Origin of the sequence: Streptomyces actuosus, from assembly GCF_016921115.1 — a bacterium.
Classification (GTDB): domain Bacteria; phylum Actinomycetota; class Actinomycetes; order Streptomycetales; family Streptomycetaceae; genus Streptomyces; species Streptomyces actuosus_A.
Genome location: NZ_JAFFZS010000011.1, coordinates 197,101 through 214,439, shown reverse-complemented (window position 1 = coordinate 214,439; position 17,339 = coordinate 197,101). Strand labels below are relative to the sequence as shown.

The following is a 17,339-nucleotide window of genomic DNA, read 5'->3' as shown; positions in this document are numbered from 1 at the left end:
CGCCGGGCCCCGAAGACACCCCCCTCCGGCGTACGGAGGCACCACCTCGAGCGCGCGTTGCGTATTGTTTTACCGTGATGTACTTTAGCGCCTGCCCCTGCGCGATCGGGGCCGGCGCAGCCGTGGAGCCGGCGGTGCCGGCTCCACCTCGAGCTTGACCGACCAGGCCCCCACCCGCGGGACCTCGACCACGGCCTGCGGGTTCACTGCCGGTCCGACAAGGAGTAACGGTGATTCCCGCCGACGCTGATGAACTCGTGACCTCGCAGGACATCGCGGAGAAGTACGAGGCCAACGAAGGCAACGTGGCCTACTGGACCACGCTCCCGGGTTTCCCGGAGGGGTGGCCGTCTGGTCCCGGACGGACCTTGGTCCGCGACGCCGCGTTGGTGGACGCGTGGCTGAAGGAAAACCTTCCGGTCCACTGGGCGAAGGGGCAGGACTCGGACAACCCGTTCGGCCTGCCCGCCGGCAGGCGGAAGGACTTGGTGACGCTGTCGGACATCTGCGCCTGGGAGGGCCAGGCCCTCGGGCGGACGGAGCCGGTGCCGGAAGCCACCCTGCGCGGGTACCTCTCCAGGAAGGTCCTGCCCGGCCCCGACCGCACGCCAGGTGACGGGAAGAAGCCGGAGGTCACGGAGCGGAAGTGGTACCGCGAGACGGCCTACAAGTTCGTGAACCGTCCGCGGCGCATGCGCCGGCAGACGAAAGCCGAGGAACCGGCGGCAAGCGAGCAGGCCCCTGCAGCCAGCAGCGAGCTTCCGGGCCGCTCGACCATCGCGCGCACCGGGCACCTGGACGCCCAGGGCGTCGCGACCACGTACAGCGTCAGCGGACAGACGGCCCGGGGATGGATTCGCGCTGAGGGGTTCCCTGAGGCCGGCGAGCACGGTTACAGCGCGGCCGAGGTCGACGAGTGGGTGCGCGAGAATCGCCGGAGTACCTGGGCCAAAGCTCAACGACGCGCTCAGCTGTCCAGCCATGCGTGGGCCGACTCGTCGGCAACCGACGAGGACGCCGGCGCCCAGAAGGAACTCGCCGACCGGGCGCCGGCGGCGGAGCCGGCCGCCGAGGCGCAGGGCGAACAGGCGGAGCTCACTGCGGAGATGATTGGTCCGCGGTACGGCGTCTCTGAGTACACCGGTCTCCAGTGGACCAAGGTCAAGGAGAAGCGCGAGGGCGACAAGGTCGTTCGTCGGGCTTTCCCTGCGCCGCGGAGCACGCAGCCGCGTACGTATGACCAGCACGAGGTCGACGCGTGGGTGGAGAAGCACCGTCCGCATGTCTGGGCGGCCTTCAAGGGAACCGGGCCGGCCCTGGTCCACGATCTGCCCGAAGGGGATCCGCGGGACCTGCTGGACATCTACGACTTCGCCGAGGTGCTGGGCATGACTACCCGTGGCGAGGCCCTCGCGCGCGAGACCATCCGTGCCTACCACGCCCGAGGACAGGTCCCGTTCGCCGACCGGACTGCCGATGACGGCAAGAAGCCTCGGGTCTTCCAGGATCACTGGTATCGCGAGACGGTCTACGAGTTCGTCCTCAGCCGCAGGGGATCCGGCCGCTTCGGTCCCAGGCGCTAGGAGGCCTTGGTGGCCTTGCCCTGTCGACCGGCTCCCGGCTTTTGACCGACCAGATGGGCCAGCCCACGGAACGGTTGGGCGGACGGTCGCTGGAAACGAGAGAGCCCGCCGGTCAGCGACCGGCGGGCTCTCGGCTTTCCTGCTGGGGGTCTCGCACGTCGTGGTGAGATCTGTCGGGTGTTCCCAGGTGCGTTGTCCGCCGTAGCGACGAGGGCGTCAAGTTCTTCATGCTCACGATGACGAAAGCGCGGCCTCCGGATGGAGGCCGCGCTTCTGGCTTCAGCGGTGTGGCGCGTCGCCCGGGTCAGCTGCGCTTGCGGAAGAAGCGGCGGCGAGGGCGGGACTGCGGCCGGTACGGCTGCTGCCCGGCCAGTTCGTACACGGCGTCATGGAGCTGCGGGTGCGCCAGGAGGGTCCAGTGCTTGCCCAGGGTCGCCCAGACCTCCGTCAGGGCGGTGCGGGGGTCCGTTCCCAGGAGCGTGCTGTACGTCGCTGCCACGGCGGGGGTGCGCGAGCGGCCCGCGACGCAGTGGAGGAAGACCCGCTTGCCTTCCTTGCGGAGCCGGAGCACCTGGCGGGCCGCCTGGTCGAGGGCGTAGTGGAGGTTGGAGTTCTCGCCTTCCCTGTCGACCAGCCAGACGCGGACGTGTTCGATGTCGGTCGAGGAGAAGATCGGCCCCTGCCCGACGCGGCACAGGGAGACGACCGCATCGACCGGCGGTGTGCCAGCGAACTCAGTCATGGGGAGGTTGCCGAGCAGGACTCCGGCGTCGGCGGGGTGCTGTGCGACGTAGCCCTTTCCGGCGGAGCCGGGGATCTTGACGCGCGGGGCCGACGGCCAGCCGTCACCGTCGTCCATGCCCTTGCGGGCGGTCAGGACGGCCAAGCGGACGAGATCGGGGCCGGACATCGTGGGCCAGCCGTTCACCGCCTGCTGCCAGGCGAGCGGGATGGCGGACACGCCCCAGCGCGCTCCCAGGAGGGCGCCCGCGATAGCGGCCACAGTGTCCGTGTCATCCCCCGCGCGGACCGCCGCTTCGGTGGCGAGCTGGAAGTGCTGGGCGGGGAACGATCCACGCTCCGGGGCCAGCTCGGGAACGGGCGTGTTGGTGATGGCGGACCACGCGGCCTGGAGGGCCGTGACGACGTACCCATTGCGGGTCCAGTGGTGGGGCGGGTTCGCCTCGGCCTCGTCCAGCCTCGCGTGCCAGATCTCCTGTCGGTCCTCGGGGAGCAGCGCGATGCCGTCACGGACTCCGTCGAAGTGGCCTTCCAGCACGGCGGTTCGGATGCCCGCGCACCACAGGATGCACGCTTCGACGCACTCGGGGTCGCTGTGGGTGAGGGAGCTGATCATGGTGGCGGCCTGGACCATTCCGTCAGCGTCGTCCAGGTAGGCGAGGGCGACGATGCCGGTCCGCATCAGCGAGCCGTTGCCCGCGCTGAACCGGGTGCGGGCGGTGTAGGCGTCGGCTTCCGCCGTCATGGCCTGGGCGGGCGTGCCCGTCTTGTGGTTCTTCGCGGCGCGGAGCACGCCGCTGGTCTGGTTCCCGATGTCGCTGGCGCCTCCGTCGCGCCAGCGGTGGAAGTTGCGGGCGATCTGGTCGAGTGCGGTCGGGCTGGTGAGGTCGGCGCCGGTGGACGCGACGGCGGCGATGCAGACGTGCATCTGGGTGTCGTCGGAGTACTCGCCGGGCTTGTAGGGGCCCAGGCCGCCGCCGATCATGGCGGGCTGCTCGTCGGGGCCCAGTCGGCGGGCGAACTCGTAGGGGACGCCGAGGGCGTCGCCGCACGCGGCGCCGAGGAGGACGCCGGCTGCGCGGTCGATGGCGTGGGCATTGAGCGGGTGGGCCGCCGGGGTCAGGGTGGGGATCGTGGGGTCAACGAGCTTGGCATTCACGGGTGTTCTCCCGAGGTCATGTGCTGCGTGCGTGGTCTGAGGAGGGCGGGGCGGGGAGCGCGGCGTCAACTCGCCGTGCGCTCAAACCCGCTGTCGCTACGTCAGAGTGACACGACCGAACTACTTTCGTCAACATGACGATTAGCGTTGCGTGTTTCTTTTTCACTGTGTATTTTAGTTGCCGTCGGAGGCGCTCGACCGTCCTGGATGACGCGCCCCGCTTCCCTTCGTCGGCACCGCGCCCCCTGGACATCAGCGGCCGCGCGTCCGGCATCGAAGTGCACGCTCACCTACAGGAGTTCTGCCATGAACAAGGCCCAGCTCGTCGACGCGATCGCGGACAAGATGGGCGGTCGCCAGCAGGCCGCCGACGCTGTCGACCACGTGCTCGACGCCATCGTTCGCGCTGTCGTCGCCGGAGACCGCGTCTCCGTCACCGGATTCGGCTCGTTCGAGAAGGTCGACCGACCGGCCCGCTACGCCCGCAACCCCCAGACCGGCGAGCGGGTGCGGGTCAAGAAGACCTCCACCCCCCGCTTCCGGGCCGGACAGGGCTTCAAGGACCTGGTCAGCGGTGACAAGAAGCTGCCCAAGGGCGGCGAGGTCTCCGTCAGGAAGGCCCCCAAGGGAAGCCTCACCGGCGCCTCCGCCGTGGTGAAGAAGGCGGCGGCCAAGAAGGCCGCCACGAAGAAGTCGGGAGCGGGGGCCAAGAAGACAGGCCCGGCGAAGAAGGCCGTCAAGGCCACCCCCAAGAAGTCGCTCGCCTGATCCGCCGTTGCCGGGCCTCCATCCCGGCGTTCCCAGCTCGACGGCCGGGCGCTGGCGCGCCCGGCCGGACCGGAGAGACTTCTGATGAACTACCTCGTGATCGACGGCACCCGCGTCGTCTCTGCCCATCGGACTCTGGCCTCTGCCCATTCAGCGGAGGCGCAGGGGATCGGGCGCAGCACCGAGCCCGGTCCGCTGCTAGGCGGTGAACCGGCTTGGTGGACACGGCAGAACGGCGGTGTGGCGGAGCTCGGCATCCTTCGGACGGACGCGGCCGAGCTCGGCTTCCGCTTCGAACTGCGCGCCTGCCAGGCGCCGGCCGGCTCCTGCCACCACAGGCCATGCGGCACCTACGCCACGTGGGCGGTGAGCCGCTGGTACGGGCTCCTCAGCGAGCTCGCCGCGTTCGTACCCCTGTCGTGGATCTGGGTCGGCAAGCGCAGCGACGACCCCCGCGGCGACGCCCCGCAGTTCCTCGCCGAGGGGCGGGTCCTCGTCGACCGCCTGACCGCAGAGATGCGGGAACCCCTGCGGGTCGTCGAGCTGCCGCCGGCGGACACGCGAACCCTGGACGAGCGGGCCCAGGCAGCTCACGCCCTTGTCGTGCGGTTCCTGGCAGAACATTTCGGCCCCGCCTCCGAACCGGAGCCCGTCGCGGTCCGTCCGGTCCTCCACGGCCACGAACTGCATCTGCGGCTGGACCCGTCCGTCCCGGCGAACCTGCCCATCTGCGGCACCGCCTTGCCGGGCCGCGGCACTGACGCCACCGGCGCCGAGCCGGACGTACACGCCTGTGACCAGTGCTTCGGGCGCGCCCCCATCGTCCCGCCGCCGATTCTCACCACCGCCGAGTACGAGGCGTGGACCACATACATCGGCCAGCCCGGCTCGCGACCGGCGAATTGAGGAGGAGTCACCTCGTGTCCCAGGCATCAGCCGTCGTCCCTGCCGGCTCGTCCAAGCAGACGGCGCTTCGCATGCTCCGGCGCAGGTCCTTCAGCGCCGGGTACCTGGCGCAGGTGATCGACCTTGCCGTGCGTGAGGTGCTCGCCAACCAGTTCGACGAGCCCGACGAGCGCGAAGCGGCCCTGGTCCATCAGCGGCTGACCCGCTATGCCGCGAACGGGCGGCCCGGCTCCGCCGAGCTCGCCCGCGCCATGCTGGACGTCAAGCACGCCCTGGACTTGGTGCGGAACGGGCACTACCGGGCCTCCGCCGTTCCCGAGAGCGGACTCGACACGGTCGTCTCCGCGGAGCAACTGCTCGAGCTGGTCGCCGAAGTCGGCCGGGATCGTGTGCTCGTGGCGCAGGGGGGAGCCCTTGTCATCCTCGCGGAGGACGAGGGAGCTAGCACCGTCTACCGTCCGGTGTCCGCCGCACAGGCGAAGGCTCTGCGGCAGGCGGCACGCAGCGCGAAGGAGGAGGCGATCCGCCTTCATGAGGGTGCAGTTGAGGTGCTGAGCCCGCACGTGCGCATGGCTGACTGGAGCAAGGACGACGGGTACGGAGTCGCGGTCGACGTGGTGCGCGACGGAGTGTCGGTGCAGTGGTGGCCGGCCGCAGTGCCCGAGTCCCTGGCGCTGTGGGAGCAGGGAGGAATCCGGCACCTCTGTGCGGCGCTGCTGTCGGCCCGGTTCACCGTGCCCGAAGGGGATGAGCGGACACCCCACGCTGTGATGTTGCGTATTTAGATTCCCATGTGTACTGTACTCATGTCTGGTTGATCGGCCGCTCTCTCCTCCCCCACAGCCCCAACGCCGCCCCTCGTCGGCGCCGTGAGGGCGGCCGCCAGGCCACTGCACCGCTGCGTGGCGAACCCCGCAGCCCTCCATCTCACCGCCCCGGGCCGCCGAAGCCCGCCTCGAACTGGGAGACCGTCATGGGCCCGAGCACCCCCCAACCGCGCCGGACACCGCCCCTCGACTCGCTCAGGGAACTGGCGCCCGGCGCCGAGCTCGTCAAGATCCGCGCCAACCCGCACAACTGGAGCCAGGCCGTGCTCCTCGCCGCGTACACGTGGCCGCAGTACGAGGGCGACCGCCTGGTCCCCCTCGACCACGGCAGCTACCCGGACGACTCGCACAACACCGCTCTGACCATCGGCGAGTTCCTCAGCCGGTACCGGCAGCTCCCCGTCGTCCGCCAGCTCCAGGCCAGTGACGCCGCCTACACCTTCCTGGTCGAGCTCGCCCGCCCCTCCTGGGAGCTCTCCGGCGGTGATTCCCAGTGAGCGCCCCGGCGATCCCCGCGGCGTGCGCGCACCGTCCCACGCACGGCGGCCTGGTCGTCCCGTACGTCTCGTTCGAGCACAACGGTCTGCCGGTCTTCGGCGGGCTCGACCCGGGCAAACGCACCCGAGCCTTCGAGAACGGCCTGTGCCAGATCTGCGAACGGCCGCTGGAGCGGTGGTTCTACGTGCTGGTCCGCCCCCAGGACGTGGGCATCGGGTACTCGCCGGAACCGGGACTCCACCCGCCCTGCCTGATGTATTCGGAGAAGGCGTGCCCGATGCTCAACGGCACCAGAGCCACCTACCGTTCGGGCGGCGTCATCTCCCGGCATCCGGCGGGCCGTCCGTGCGACGACCCGGCCTGTTCCTGCCCCGCGACGGCACCCACCGCAGAATCCCTGGTGCGCGCCGGGCGCAAGGCCGACGACTGGGACGCCTGGATGCTCTCAGCAGACCAGTACGAGCTGCACCGTGACGGACACGGCGCGGCCGTGGGCATCCGGCTCCCTTCCGACCCGAAGCGCATCCGCCGCGTGCGGGTCTCCCCCGAGCGCAAGCGCGCCCTCGCCCTGGTCGCGGCGCTCCTTGATCTGGGCGCCTAGCCCTTCCCCCCCTTCCACGCCTGGCGGGCCACCTTGCCCGCCACGTTCTGCCACCGATGAGGATGACCGTGCTCGCTGAACGCTTCCGCCCCTCCGACATCGAGAGTCTGGTGCGCATCGCAGGCGCCCTGGCCCCCTCACTGGCCGCCGCCGAACTGCCCCCGCAGTACCGTGAACTCGCCCAGCGCGCTTACGCCGAGATCGTCGCCGAGGCAGCCGGCGGCCGGTCCCCGGCCGTCTCCGCCATCCTGGGGCCTCGCCCGGGCCAGCAGGTCTGGATGCTGCGCATCTGGACCCGCCACGAGGACACCACGGCGCCCTACGCCACGGAACGCGCTGCCCTCGCGGAGCTCGCCACGCACGTGCGCGGCAGCTGGGCCAACGTGGGCGGCCAAGGCGACGTGCCCGACGAGCCCCCGGCCGACGACGCCGAAGCGGTCGATCTCTACTACGGTCCCGACGGCGACGCGGTGCCCGATCAGGGCTTCGAGCTGTACTGCGAGGAGATCGGGCGGGCGCAGCGCTCCCGCATTGCTCCCCTGAACTTCGTCTTCCCCGACGCCGTGACGGCCGAGGGCCTCAACCGCGCCGCGGTCTTCTACCCCGCCGATGACCAGGGACCGTCGTGCATCGAGGTGGCCGGCGTGCTCGTCTTCGGCTACCTGGACGCCGAGGACGGCGTCGTGCGGGTCTCGGTCCACATCGACAGCGCCGACCCCGAGCACGTCGTCCGGCCGGACGGGACCGTGCCGCTGCGCGTCGTCGTCGAGGACACGGTCATCCTCGACGACAGCAACCACTACGCCCCGCATCCCCCCGTACTGGAGCAGCTCCTGGACGCTGCCGACCCGGAGCAGCGGGCCGTGATCTCCTCAGTGGCGGTCTCGGCGGGGCTGATGTGGAGCTGCCCGAGCTGCCAGTGGCACAACCCCCGGGCGACGGAGCAGTGCGAGCGCCCCGGCTGCGGGCGCAAGGTCAAGGCAGCGATCAACCCGCGGGCCGCAGCGCTCGACCCGGCGCCGGTCCTCGCACTGGAGGGCCCGCGGTGACCAGCAACGCCTACCCGCCGGCGCCCAAGCATCTCCGCGCCGCGTGCGCACATCCCTCGGGGCACCTCGTATCGCACGGCAGCCGTACGACGCTCCAGGTCTACCTGGACGACGGCCTGGTCTACCGCAACGACGGCGACGGCTACCGGCTGCCGCCGGAGAAAGCGCAGGCGCAGGGCGTCGGACCGTACGTCATCACCGGCGCCGGACGGCGGTCGATCCTGAACGACTCCCAGCTGGCCGCCCTCGACTCCGCCGACGAGGACGGCGCGCTGAGGGACGTCACCTGGCCCACCGCCGCCTCCCTCGCCCGCCTCGCCCTCGTCGAGTACCGCGACGCCGACGGCGTCCCCCAGCCCACCGACGGCGACGACGGCCGCACCGGCCCGAAGCACCGGCCCTACCTCACTCCGGCAGGCCTCGACGCCGCACGCGCCGCGAAGCCGCAGCCCTGACCCTGTCCTCCGGCGGGTGCGACCCTTCCCAGCCGCACCCGCCCCTCCCCCACAGGTACGCCCATGACTTCCCTCACGCTGTTCGAACCCGACCTCGATGCCGACCCCGCCACGCCGTCGTCCGGCGGACCGGCTCCGGCCGAGGTCGCCTCCGCGGAGGCTCTGGCATCCTTCCGCGCGACGAAGCACAAGTCGCTCAACTTCGGCCTCGGCGTCGACTCGACGGCGCTGGCCCTGGCGATCATCAACGATCCGACCGCCTTCGGGATCGCCGAAGACTTCTCCGACTTCTCGATCGTGACGGCGATGACCGGGTTCGAGTTTCCCGACACGATCGCCGACGTCGAGAACCACGTCCTGCCGTTGCTGCGGGAGAAGGGCATTCGATACACGCAGGTCGCGCGGGCCGGGCGCCCCGACTCGGCAGGTGTCGAAGTCCTCTCCGACACCAAGAACCCCGGCAAGGTGTTCAGCCAAGGTCCATGGACGCTCATGGACGAACTGGAGGAGAACGGCACGGTTCCCCAGTACGCCGGCGGTCACGTATGCAGCCAGAAGCACAAGGCTTGGACGATCGACCGCCTCCAGCTCGAGCGAGCGGGCGGGCAGACCGTCGGCAAGCTCTTCGGCTACAACGCGGACGAGTACAAGCGCGCGGTCAAGGCGAACAAGTTCCAGGCCAAGCGCAACAAGAAGGCCGGCTACGAGACCTTCGCCCTGGACTACCCCTTGCTCAGGCTCGGCTGGGGCCGCGAGGACGTGCAGGGCTACGTCAAGGACCGCCTCGGCATCGACATGTCCAAGTCATATTGCCCGGTATGCCCGTTTGCTGGGGTGTGTTCGCCCCAGCCGGACCACCTGAAGCGACTGCGGAAGTACCCCGACCTCGCCGCGCGCGTGCTGCGTCTTGAGTACCTGTCGATGGCCCTGAACGACAACAGCTCCCTCTACAAGGACGACACCCTGTTCAGGCGGGTCACCGACGACCAGAACGCTGAGGCGCTCGGCCAGTTCAACGCCCGGCTGGACGAGGAGCCGTGGGCGGTCTACCGGTTGCAGCGCGCCTACACCGCCGGCCGCCGGCCCGAGTGCCACACCGCGCACGGCGACCGCTGCTCCAAGCCCGAGTGCCGCGACAGCAGCTTCAAGGGCACGGTCTACCGGTCCGTGAAGACCGTCCGCACCGGCAGCCGTTCCGAAGTCGGCACCTTCCTGCACAACGCCGCCACGGCCCTGGACCGCCCCGTCGAGCACTCCACGAAAGCCCACGGCGCCGGCATCGACCGCGTGCGCACCCGCGTCCGGCCGGACGCCAAGACCTACGGCACGGTCGAGGACTTCTACGTGACCGCCCCGGCCGGCGTGCAGGACAAGGCCCGCTCCGGCTTCGCCGGTGTGTGGGCCGCGATGACCGCCGGCCAGTAGTCCCCGATCCCCCTGCGAGGAGAGATGACCACACGCACCCTGCCCCCCGCCGCCTACGACAGACTCACCGCCGCGGTCGCGCGCGACACCGGCGATCGGCGCACGGCCGCCCTGTGGAGCCACGCCGCGGCCCTCGTCCGGCATGCCCACGTACATGGCCTGGCTCCGGCCGACGAACGCCCGCCGGGTCCGGACGGCCTGCTGAAGTCCCTGGAGAGTCTCGCCGGCTGCCACCCCGCCCTGGCCCCTCTCGCCGATCCGGCCGTGCTGCCGCCGGGGGAGCAGCCGCTCGGCTCCGCCGCCTGGAACGCCATCGAGGAGTTCTGGGACCGGCACCCCGCCCTCGAAGACGGGCGCCGCGTGGACGGCTACGCACTGGGCGACGCCTACCAGCTGCTGTCCGACGAAGCCCGCAAGGGGCGCGCCCTGTGCCAGACCCCGCCCTGGATCGCCCGCCTCCTGCTGCGCCTGTCGCTGGAGCCGGCCATCGAGGAGTGGGGGCCGGCCGACGTCCGGATGATCGACCCCGCCTGCGGGACCGGGCACATCGCCGTCGCCGCGTTCCACATGGCCCGCGTCCCGCCGATCCGCGGCCGCCGCTCCGCTCCGGTCGGGCACGGACCGCGGGCCGTCGAGCGGGCTCTGGCAGCGGTGTCGGGCGTGGACCTTGACGCGTACGCCGCCGCGCTGACCGCCTACCGGCTCCTGGCGTGCTCGGCGTCCGTCCTCGGCGTGAGCCTGGACCAGGTCCCGGCGTCGTGGCCCGTCAACGTGGCCGCCGCCGACTCCCTGCTGGACCGGACCGAGCCTCTACTCGCCGCCGGCGCCTACCACGCGTGCGTGGCCAACCCGCCGTACATCACCCCGAAGGACCCTGCCGTCCGCGACCAGGTCCGCGCCGCGTACCCGCAGGTGGCGGCCGGCAAGTACTCGCTGGCCCTGCCCTTCACCGCGCTGATGCTCGAGCACCTGGCCGTCCCGGGCGGCTTCGTGGCGCAGCTGACCGCGAACTCGTTCATGAAGCGGGAGTTCGGCAAGCGGTACATCACCGAATTCCTCCCCCGCTTCGACGCACGCTGGATCATCGACACCTCCGGGGCCTACATCCCCGGCCACGGAACACCCACCTGCATCCTCGTCCACCGGGCCCGCCCACCGGTCGGCGACACGGTCACGGTGATCCGGGGCAACCGCGGAGAGCCCCACGTTCCGGAGGACCCCGCGAGAGGGCTGGTCTGGAGAGCGATCGAGGACGCGGTCGACAACCGGCTTGCCTGGGAGCGGTTTCAAGCAGGTGCGGACCTCGCACGGCGCAGCGGGGACACCACCACCTGAGATGTTGCGTATTCGCGATTCACTATGTATTGTCATTCTCAGTTCGGGCCAACGCCCCGCCACACCAACCCACTTGACGAGCGCCGCTCCGGGCGTCGCGCCCGTCTCAGCACATCCGGGGGACTGATACAGATGAAGCGGAACAAGCCGCTCATAAAGCGCCGCAAGGCCGGGACGCAGTACCGGCGGCGGAGGCTGCATCCGTGGGGAAAGCACGCCTCCTCGTACTGGGCGCTGGCCGTACCCCAGGCGTTCACCGGGACCGGCCAGACCGTCCTCGACATGACCGGAGCGGTGCCCGCGGGCGCGGACGAGTCCAGGCCCGACAACCCGCGCTACGGCTCCGTGCTGCGCTGGCGGCTCGACCGCGGCGGCCAGACGCAGTTCGTCTACGGCATCCAAGTATGGGGGCGGTACCGGAGCGAGAGCCCGTCGGCTTACGGCAAGCGCATCTCGGGCGCGTTCCGCCGGTCCCTCCCCACTTCGACGGACGTCTACCACGTTTTCGTCGCGGAGCGGCCGGGTTGCGCACGAGGAACGCGGTGCCCGCTCACCCAGCACTGGTACACGGCCATCGAGGCCGACCTGTCGACGCACCAGCCGGATCGGTGCCCGATGGGCGTCCTGAACGACGGCCCGCCCTGGCGCCTGATCGGCCGGACAGTCCCTGACGGCCGCCACATCTACTGACGTCCCTCGCACAGCACTCCGGGCCGCCCGGGCAGCTCTCAGCTCCGGTCGGCCCGGCCTCAGAGCCCGAACCGCCGTTGAGGCCCCTCCGGCAGCCCTCCCTTCCGCCAACCCCAGAGGCGACGCACCGCGCCTCATACCGCCCCAGGAGTCCCTATGCGTAGCACCCGCACACGCCTGCCCGGCATCACCCTCCGCGACGCGGCGCCCACCGACGCGGACGCCGTCATGCGGCTCCTCGCCGACGTGAACCCCGACGATCCCGACGCGTTCGAGGAAGTACGGCCGAACCTGTCCCTGCCGCAGGAAGAGCCGCTCTCCCACTTCCGGGCCCTGATGATCGTGGCCGAAAACGATGAAGGCGAGACGCTCGGCGTCCTCATCGGAGGCGTTCCGCTGTGGCTCTTCGACCATCCCGGCATCGACGTGCCGCTGGCGCACCTTCTGGCGGAACGGACCGCGATCGTCACCGCGGTTGCGGTGGATCCCGGGCAGCGCGGGCGAGGCATCGGGGCCGAACTCATTCGGCATTCCGTACGCCGCTTCACGCGCGCCGGTTATGGACTGCTGACCCTCAACTGCTTCCCGGAGCTGGAGAGTTACTACGAAGGTCTCGGCTTCTCCATCATGGACGGCCTGAACGTGGCCCTCGGCCCCCTGAACGCGGTCGGGCACCGATGGGGCGATACCCGGGTGGCCGCCCGGCTTCTGGACCGATACACGACCTTCGTCGACGTCCCGGGCCTTACCTCCCCGGTCGTTTCGGGCATCCTTCCCAACACCCGGATGCAGCGTGGCGCGTACTTCGACGGGGAGCAATTCCGCGCCTGAGCCGATCACAGCCCGGGGGTCTGGCCTCCCGGGCGACAGAACTCACCCACGGATGCAGGTATCAGCCGGCATCCAGAACCAAGGAGGAACTGATGCCGGTTGTCGACGGCAAGAGCCCGAGCCCGTGGGTCCGATGGGCGCTGCGATGGGGCGCGCCGAGCGCAGTCGTCGCCCTGGTCAGCGTGTGGGTACTGGAGCCCGCCAGTCTTGTCGGCGCGGTCATTGCGGCCGGGGTGGCACTGACGGCGCTCCTGGTCTTCGTCGGCACGATGCCCCGCCGGCAGCTGCCGGCCCAGCAGCGGGCGCGCAGGGGCGCCGGCAAGTAGAAGGCTCCAGCGAGGCGGCCGGTGCGCCGTTACCCGAGAGCTCGGATGGCGGGCCCGGATACGTGATCGCCCGGCTCGCCCCGAGGGCGAGCCGGAAAGCGTTCACAACCACCTGCGATGTTGCGTATTCAGATTTCAGTATGTAGATTGATTGCATCGCTGGCGGACCTCCAAGTCCACGCCGCACGAAGCCCCTTTACTGCTCTGGAGTCCTCCCATGCTTGCTGTCGCCCACAAGGCAGAGGTAGACGCCGCCCTTCTCGCCTACCGGAGGGGATGGGCCGACGTCTGGCTGACCCTGGTGGACGTCACCACCGACTTGATGCACCTGGCCAGTCACATGCGCGCCGACATCGAACGCTGCCTCGACGGCGACGCGAAGGCGCGACTGGACGAACGGCCCCTGGCCGCCATGCCGAACCTCGACCCGTCCGTCGCGCCGATCCACAACACGGACGATTCGGCCGCCGCAGACCACCTCTTCGACGTGTACGTGCACGCCAGCGACGCCGCTGCCGCCCTCCGCGTGCACATGGCAGAGGACCCCTACCCCACCTTCTCGAAGGCGCTGCACGTGCTGCTCAACGAACTGCGCGCCTACGCCCAGAACCTCGGCTTCGACTTCGACGAGGTCATGCGCGCGGCATCGCAGGCCCACCGGGTCGACCAGCGCAAGGCCAAGTAGCCGAACCCTGCCCCGGTGCCGCCGCCCCCACGAACGATCCCACCTGGAAGGACCTTGACCATGACCACGCCCCTGATCCCCGCCCCGGCTCGATCGGGCCGCGGCTCGATACGCATGCACCTCGACCGCGGGGAACACCCCGCGACTCGGGTGCCGCTCCTCGGCGCCGATCTCGACAACCCGCCCGCCGTCTGCGGAGGCTGCGCCAACACCGTGTTGAAGCGGCTCGGTGACGGTCGAGAGCGTCTCAAGTGCGGGCTTCTGCCTCGCGGAAGCCGCGGACTGCGCGGCCCAGATCTGCGCGAGTCCATGCCCGCGTGCGTGAAGTACGCCGCGGCCTCCGCCGCACCGCGGAACACCTGATCTTTCCGACCACGCGCCCGGGGCCCTTCCGCCGGAACCCACGCGGTCCCGTACGCCAAGAGGCGGCGGGCCCCGGGCTCGTGGTCAGGATCCCTCTCCACCACCCGCACCCGCCTCACCACGGAGATGTGATCATGCTGCCCGGCCTCGCCCAGCACATCGACTTCCAGGCCGCCCACAACGACTACACCCGCGGGTTCCTCGTGGTGAGCAAGGCCGACCGCACCACCGCGTACGGGTACGTGTGGGAACACGCCCTCCCGGACGGCACCACCACGTGGGTCGCCCAGCCGGACACGGCCAACAACGCTTCGCGCATCCCCGGGTTCCAGTCCCGGGAGTGGGCCGGGGAGTTCCTGTACGAGCGCGAGTGGCCCAAGTTCGTCCGTCGCGGGGACGACAAGGGCGACGCCCTCCCGCAGCCGGGATGCGCCGAGCGCGCGCCGTGCGGGACGTGCTCCCTGTGCGAGCCCGAGCTGGCCCGCCGCGGAGTCCTCTGAACGAGCCGGCTGACGCCCCTACGCCATCCATCACCACAACGTGCAGGTCCGGGGCTGCGGACGACGCCTTCCCGCTCGCGGCCCCGGCACCGGCTTCCTGCTCCTGACCAAAACACACCACCCACCCATGCCCTGGAACCCTCATGCCCGCTGCTGATTCCACCGCCGCCCTCGTGACCGAGGCCGTTGACCAGGTGCTCACCCACAGGGCTCGGAACTGCACCGACCCGAGCTGCGCCCGGCACGCCGGTACGACCGACTGTCCTGCGATCACCGTCAGCCGTAGCGCCGGCTCCGTCCTCGGCGAAGCGGTCGCCGAAGCCTGGCACGCCGCCGCCGGCAGCCGCCTAGACATCCCCGCAGGGGTCGTCGCGGCCCTCGCCCTGTGGCCCCAGAAGTCCCCCGGTGCGGCGGCCGCCGACACGATCGCCGCGTACATCGCCGCGCAACCCCCGCGCGTCCTGGTCCGCGGCCTGGCCGATAGCGCCAACTACTACTACGGCCTCCGCCCCGACCTTTGGGCCACCGCCCGCCCGCTGTTCGACTGGACCAGGGAGGACCTGCACGACACCCACCTCGCCGGCGTGCGTGCTGTGGCCCTTGCCGCGCTGCGCCATGGAGTCCTCCGGCACACGGGAGACACCGACCCCGCCGAGCGGTCCCGGATCGACCTGATGTCCTGGGTCATCACAGCCCTACGCCACCATCACTCCCGGCGCAGCCTCGGCGAGTACCACACTCCGCCCGACATCAGCGATCTGATCGCCGCGATGCTGGCCGACGAAGGCGGCACAGGAAAGCGACCCCACCACCGCGGTGAGTGGGCGCTCGAGCCGGCCGCCGGAACCGGAGGGCTCTTCCGCTCCGCGGCGCAGGACCTGCGCCGCGACGGCGAGGACCCGGCAGAGCGCGGCTGGGTCATGCTCGAACTCGACCCCCTGGCCGCCGCTGGAGCCGCCGTCAACACCCTCGTCTGGGAACTGGGCCCCCGCGCGGTCGTCGGATGCGGAGACGTCCTCGCACAGCCCGACCTGGCCGAGGAAACCCTTGCCCGGCAGCGTGACATGGCGCGCCACCGCGACGACGTCATGAAACTGATCGGCTTCGCCATCGCCACTCGCACCACCGAACAACTGCTGGACGCCCTCACGACCAGCAGGTAGCTGCCCCGCCCCGGCCCACGCCTCGTGGGCCGGGCCCGAAGGAGGAACCGTGGCACAAGCCCACGACCACAGCGACAGCCAGGCCGTAGCCCGGGCGCTGCGCGCCGTCATGCCCGCACCCAGCCGTACCAGCGTGTATGTGCTGACCTGCGGATGTCCCGACGCCGAGGGACTGTTGTCCTGGTACATCGACACCGAAACCCGGTCCTACGAACTCGACCTCTCCCGCGCCGCGGCCGGTCCGAGCCAGGTTCGGCTGACCAGCCGGCCGCTTATCGGCGACGGCACCGTCTGGAGCGAGGACTTCCTCGTTCCAGACACCCCGGCCGACTGGGCGCACTCCCTCGCACGTCTCGTCGCCCGGCTCACCCTTTCCGACCGCAGCCCCCTCTCACTCGACTGAGCAAAGGACCATTGTGTCGAACCGCACTCCCCTGACCGGCTGCCTGCCCGGCTTCGGCCGGCACCGTGGCTACCCACCGCGCTACGGGTGGCTCCGCAAGGTCTACGACGCCCTGCGCCAGGACCCGACCGCCCTGCGCCGCCCCGACGCGACCGTCGTGCTGGGCGTCGGCAAGAGCATGGTCCCGTCCATGGCCTTTTGGTCCCAGGCCTTCGGCTTGGCCGCCCGCAACGGCCAGGACCTGGTGCCCACGGACCGCGCCCACTGGCTCCTGGACGAGGACACCGGGGCCGACCCCTACCTCGAACTCGACGCCAGTCTCTGGCTGTTGCACTGGTGGTTGGTGAGCTCCGAGCCGTGTCACGTGCCCGCCTGGCGGTATCTCTTCGGGTACTCCCCGTTCAGCCGGTCCAGCCGCGCGGAGCTGCAGGGGCGCTTGGCGGCCGCCGCCGACGCGGCCGGCCACAGGACCCCGGCCGCGTCGGTACTCGCGTCGGACATCGCCTGCCTCGTGAGCATGTACGCGCCCGGCGCCCCCACCGCCGCGAACATCGAGGACGAGCTCTCCAACCCGTTCCGCACCCTCCACCTGCTCGACCCCGAGCCGCCCGCCGACCGCACAGCCGACCGCAGCCACCTCGTCGCCCTGCGCCGCATGGCCGGCCGCCACTGCCCCGCGCCCGTCCAGGCGTACGCGAGCCTGGACTTCGCGGCCCGAACCGCCAGCCCCGCGGCCGGCTCTATCAGCCTGGCGCGGCTTGCCTCCGACCCCCTGGGGCCCGGCCGACTCCTTCTCACCGGTACCGCCGACCTCCGCCGTGCCCTGCACCAAGTCGCGGACAGGCATGCGGATCTGGCTGTCGTGCAGTCCGGCGACGGCGAGGAGTCTCTCGTCTACTCGCGCCCGCCCGTCCTCCTCGCCGAGGACGTCCTGGCCGGCGCCTATCCCGCCCTGCGGCCGGCCACCAGCCGTGCTGCGGAGAAGGGGAGTTCTTGGTCCCTGTCCTGACGGACTCCGGGTTCCCGCGGGC

The 17,339-nt window shown here is 70.8% G+C and carries 19 protein-coding genes and 1 pseudogene; 19 read left to right on the top strand and 1 reads right to left on the bottom strand.

Annotated features, from left to right (window positions below):
- The first annotated feature begins 230 nt into the window (after positions 1–230).
- Complete coding sequence (locus JS756_RS16960) at positions 231–1,583, top strand: hypothetical protein (RefSeq protein ID WP_205383913.1); 1,353 nt, start codon at positions 231–233, stop codon at positions 1,581–1,583.
- Between the two features lie 304 nt (positions 1,584–1,887).
- Here JS756_RS16960 and JS756_RS16955 read toward each other — a convergent pair whose 3' ends face one another.
- Positions 1,888–3,483: an ADP-ribosylglycohydrolase family protein gene (locus JS756_RS16955; protein WP_307790721.1), complete on the bottom strand. Its 1,596-nt coding sequence runs from the start codon at positions 3,481–3,483 to the stop codon at positions 1,888–1,890.
- A gap of 306 nt (positions 3,484–3,789) precedes the next feature.
- Here JS756_RS16955 and JS756_RS16950 point away from each other — a divergent pair.
- From JS756_RS16950 to JS756_RS16865, 18 genes and pseudogenes are all read left to right on the top strand, one after another.
- Positions 3,790–4,248 (top strand): annotated as a pseudogene (locus tag JS756_RS16950) (HU family DNA-binding protein); the annotation flags it as partial.
- A gap of 87 nt (positions 4,249–4,335) precedes the next feature.
- Positions 4,336–5,157 (top strand): hypothetical protein, encoded by an 822-nt coding sequence (locus tag JS756_RS16945; RefSeq protein WP_205383912.1) that lies wholly within the window; start codon positions 4,336–4,338, stop codon positions 5,155–5,157.
- 14 nt (positions 5,158–5,171) lie between these two features.
- Complete coding sequence (locus JS756_RS16940) at positions 5,172–5,942, top strand: hypothetical protein (protein ID WP_205383911.1); 771 nt, start codon at positions 5,172–5,174, stop codon at positions 5,940–5,942.
- A gap of 188 nt (positions 5,943–6,130) precedes the next feature.
- Positions 6,131–6,481, top strand: a complete 351-nt coding sequence (locus tag JS756_RS16935; protein WP_166630427.1) for a hypothetical protein — start codon at positions 6,131–6,133, stop codon at positions 6,479–6,481.
- Complete coding sequence (locus JS756_RS16930) at positions 6,478–7,083, top strand: hypothetical protein (protein ID WP_205383910.1); 606 nt, start codon at positions 6,478–6,480, stop codon at positions 7,081–7,083. The genes JS756_RS16935 and JS756_RS16930 overlap by 4 nt, the downstream gene beginning before the upstream one ends.
- A 62-nt stretch (positions 7,084–7,145) precedes the next feature.
- On the top strand, positions 7,146–8,132 hold the full coding sequence (locus JS756_RS16925; protein ID WP_205383909.1) for a hypothetical protein: 987 nt from the start codon (positions 7,146–7,148) through the stop codon (positions 8,130–8,132).
- Positions 8,129–8,587, top strand: coding sequence for a hypothetical protein (locus tag JS756_RS16920; RefSeq protein WP_205383908.1), 459 nt, complete (start codon positions 8,129–8,131; stop codon positions 8,585–8,587). The genes JS756_RS16925 and JS756_RS16920 overlap by 4 nt, the downstream gene beginning before the upstream one ends.
- Positions 8,588–8,650: 63 nt before the next feature.
- Positions 8,651–10,012: a hypothetical protein gene (locus JS756_RS16915; protein ID WP_240203874.1), complete on the top strand. Its 1,362-nt coding sequence runs from the start codon at positions 8,651–8,653 to the stop codon at positions 10,010–10,012.
- A 24-nt stretch (positions 10,013–10,036) separates the two neighbouring features.
- Positions 10,037–11,347, top strand: a complete 1,311-nt coding sequence (locus JS756_RS16910; protein WP_205383907.1) for an Eco57I restriction-modification methylase domain-containing protein — start codon at positions 10,037–10,039, stop codon at positions 11,345–11,347.
- A gap of 132 nt (positions 11,348–11,479) precedes the next feature.
- Complete coding sequence (locus tag JS756_RS16905; protein ID WP_166630422.1) at positions 11,480–12,037, top strand: hypothetical protein; 558 nt, start codon at positions 11,480–11,482, stop codon at positions 12,035–12,037.
- A 156-nt stretch (positions 12,038–12,193) separates the two neighbouring features.
- Positions 12,194–12,868: a GNAT family N-acetyltransferase gene (locus JS756_RS16900; protein WP_205383906.1), complete on the top strand. Its 675-nt coding sequence runs from the start codon at positions 12,194–12,196 to the stop codon at positions 12,866–12,868.
- Between the two features lie 92 nt (positions 12,869–12,960).
- Positions 12,961–13,194 (top strand): hypothetical protein, encoded by a 234-nt coding sequence (locus tag JS756_RS16895; protein WP_030578726.1) that lies wholly within the window; start codon positions 12,961–12,963, stop codon positions 13,192–13,194.
- A gap of 217 nt (positions 13,195–13,411) precedes the next feature.
- Complete coding sequence (locus tag JS756_RS16890) at positions 13,412–13,879, top strand: hypothetical protein (protein ID WP_200402285.1); 468 nt, start codon at positions 13,412–13,414, stop codon at positions 13,877–13,879.
- A gap of 60 nt (positions 13,880–13,939) precedes the next feature.
- The gene (locus JS756_RS16885) at positions 13,940–14,242 is read left to right on the top strand and encodes a hypothetical protein (RefSeq protein WP_051860019.1); all 303 of its coding nucleotides are present in this window, start codon (positions 13,940–13,942) and stop codon (positions 14,240–14,242) included.
- Positions 14,243–14,376: 134 nt separating this feature from the next.
- On the top strand, positions 14,377–14,742 hold the full coding sequence (locus JS756_RS16880) for a hypothetical protein (RefSeq protein WP_166630434.1): 366 nt from the start codon (positions 14,377–14,379) through the stop codon (positions 14,740–14,742).
- A gap of 143 nt (positions 14,743–14,885) precedes the next feature.
- Entirely contained in the window at positions 14,886–15,905 is a 1,020-nt protein-coding gene (locus tag JS756_RS36825; protein ID WP_240203873.1) for an N-6 DNA methylase, read from the top strand.
- 49 nt (positions 15,906–15,954) lie between these two features.
- Positions 15,955–16,308, top strand: coding sequence for a hypothetical protein (locus tag JS756_RS16870; RefSeq protein ID WP_205383905.1), 354 nt, complete (start codon positions 15,955–15,957; stop codon positions 16,306–16,308).
- 13 nt (positions 16,309–16,321) lie between these two features.
- The gene (locus JS756_RS16865) at positions 16,322–17,317 is read left to right on the top strand and encodes a DUF4007 family protein (RefSeq protein WP_205383904.1); all 996 of its coding nucleotides are present in this window, start codon (positions 16,322–16,324) and stop codon (positions 17,315–17,317) included.
- Positions 17,318–17,339 lie beyond the last annotated feature (22 nt).

Coding starts and splice junctions, on each gene's coding strand:
- JS756_RS36825 (WP_240203873.1), top strand. CDS start 14,886: ATGCCCGCTGCTGATTCCACCGCCGCCCTCGTGACCGAGGCCGTTGAC.
- JS756_RS16925 (WP_205383909.1), top strand. CDS start 7,146: ATGACCGTGCTCGCTGAACGCTTCCGCCCCTCCGACATCGAGAGTCTG.
- JS756_RS16945 (WP_205383912.1), top strand. CDS start 4,336: ATGAACTACCTCGTGATCGACGGCACCCGCGTCGTCTCTGCCCATCGG.
- JS756_RS16915 (WP_240203874.1), top strand. CDS start 8,651: ATGACTTCCCTCACGCTGTTCGAACCCGACCTCGATGCCGACCCCGCC.
- JS756_RS16885 (WP_051860019.1), top strand. CDS start 13,940: ATGACCACGCCCCTGATCCCCGCCCCGGCTCGATCGGGCCGCGGCTCG.
- JS756_RS16910 (WP_205383907.1), top strand. CDS start 10,037: ATGACCACACGCACCCTGCCCCCCGCCGCCTACGACAGACTCACCGCC.
- JS756_RS16895 (WP_030578726.1), top strand. CDS start 12,961: ATGCCGGTTGTCGACGGCAAGAGCCCGAGCCCGTGGGTCCGATGGGCG.
- JS756_RS16900 (WP_205383906.1), top strand. CDS start 12,194: ATGCGTAGCACCCGCACACGCCTGCCCGGCATCACCCTCCGCGACGCG.
- JS756_RS16935 (WP_166630427.1), top strand. CDS start 6,131: ATGGGCCCGAGCACCCCCCAACCGCGCCGGACACCGCCCCTCGACTCG.
- JS756_RS16880 (WP_166630434.1), top strand. CDS start 14,377: ATGCTGCCCGGCCTCGCCCAGCACATCGACTTCCAGGCCGCCCACAAC.
- JS756_RS16890 (WP_200402285.1), top strand. CDS start 13,412: ATGCTTGCTGTCGCCCACAAGGCAGAGGTAGACGCCGCCCTTCTCGCC.
- JS756_RS16905 (WP_166630422.1), top strand. CDS start 11,480: ATGAAGCGGAACAAGCCGCTCATAAAGCGCCGCAAGGCCGGGACGCAG.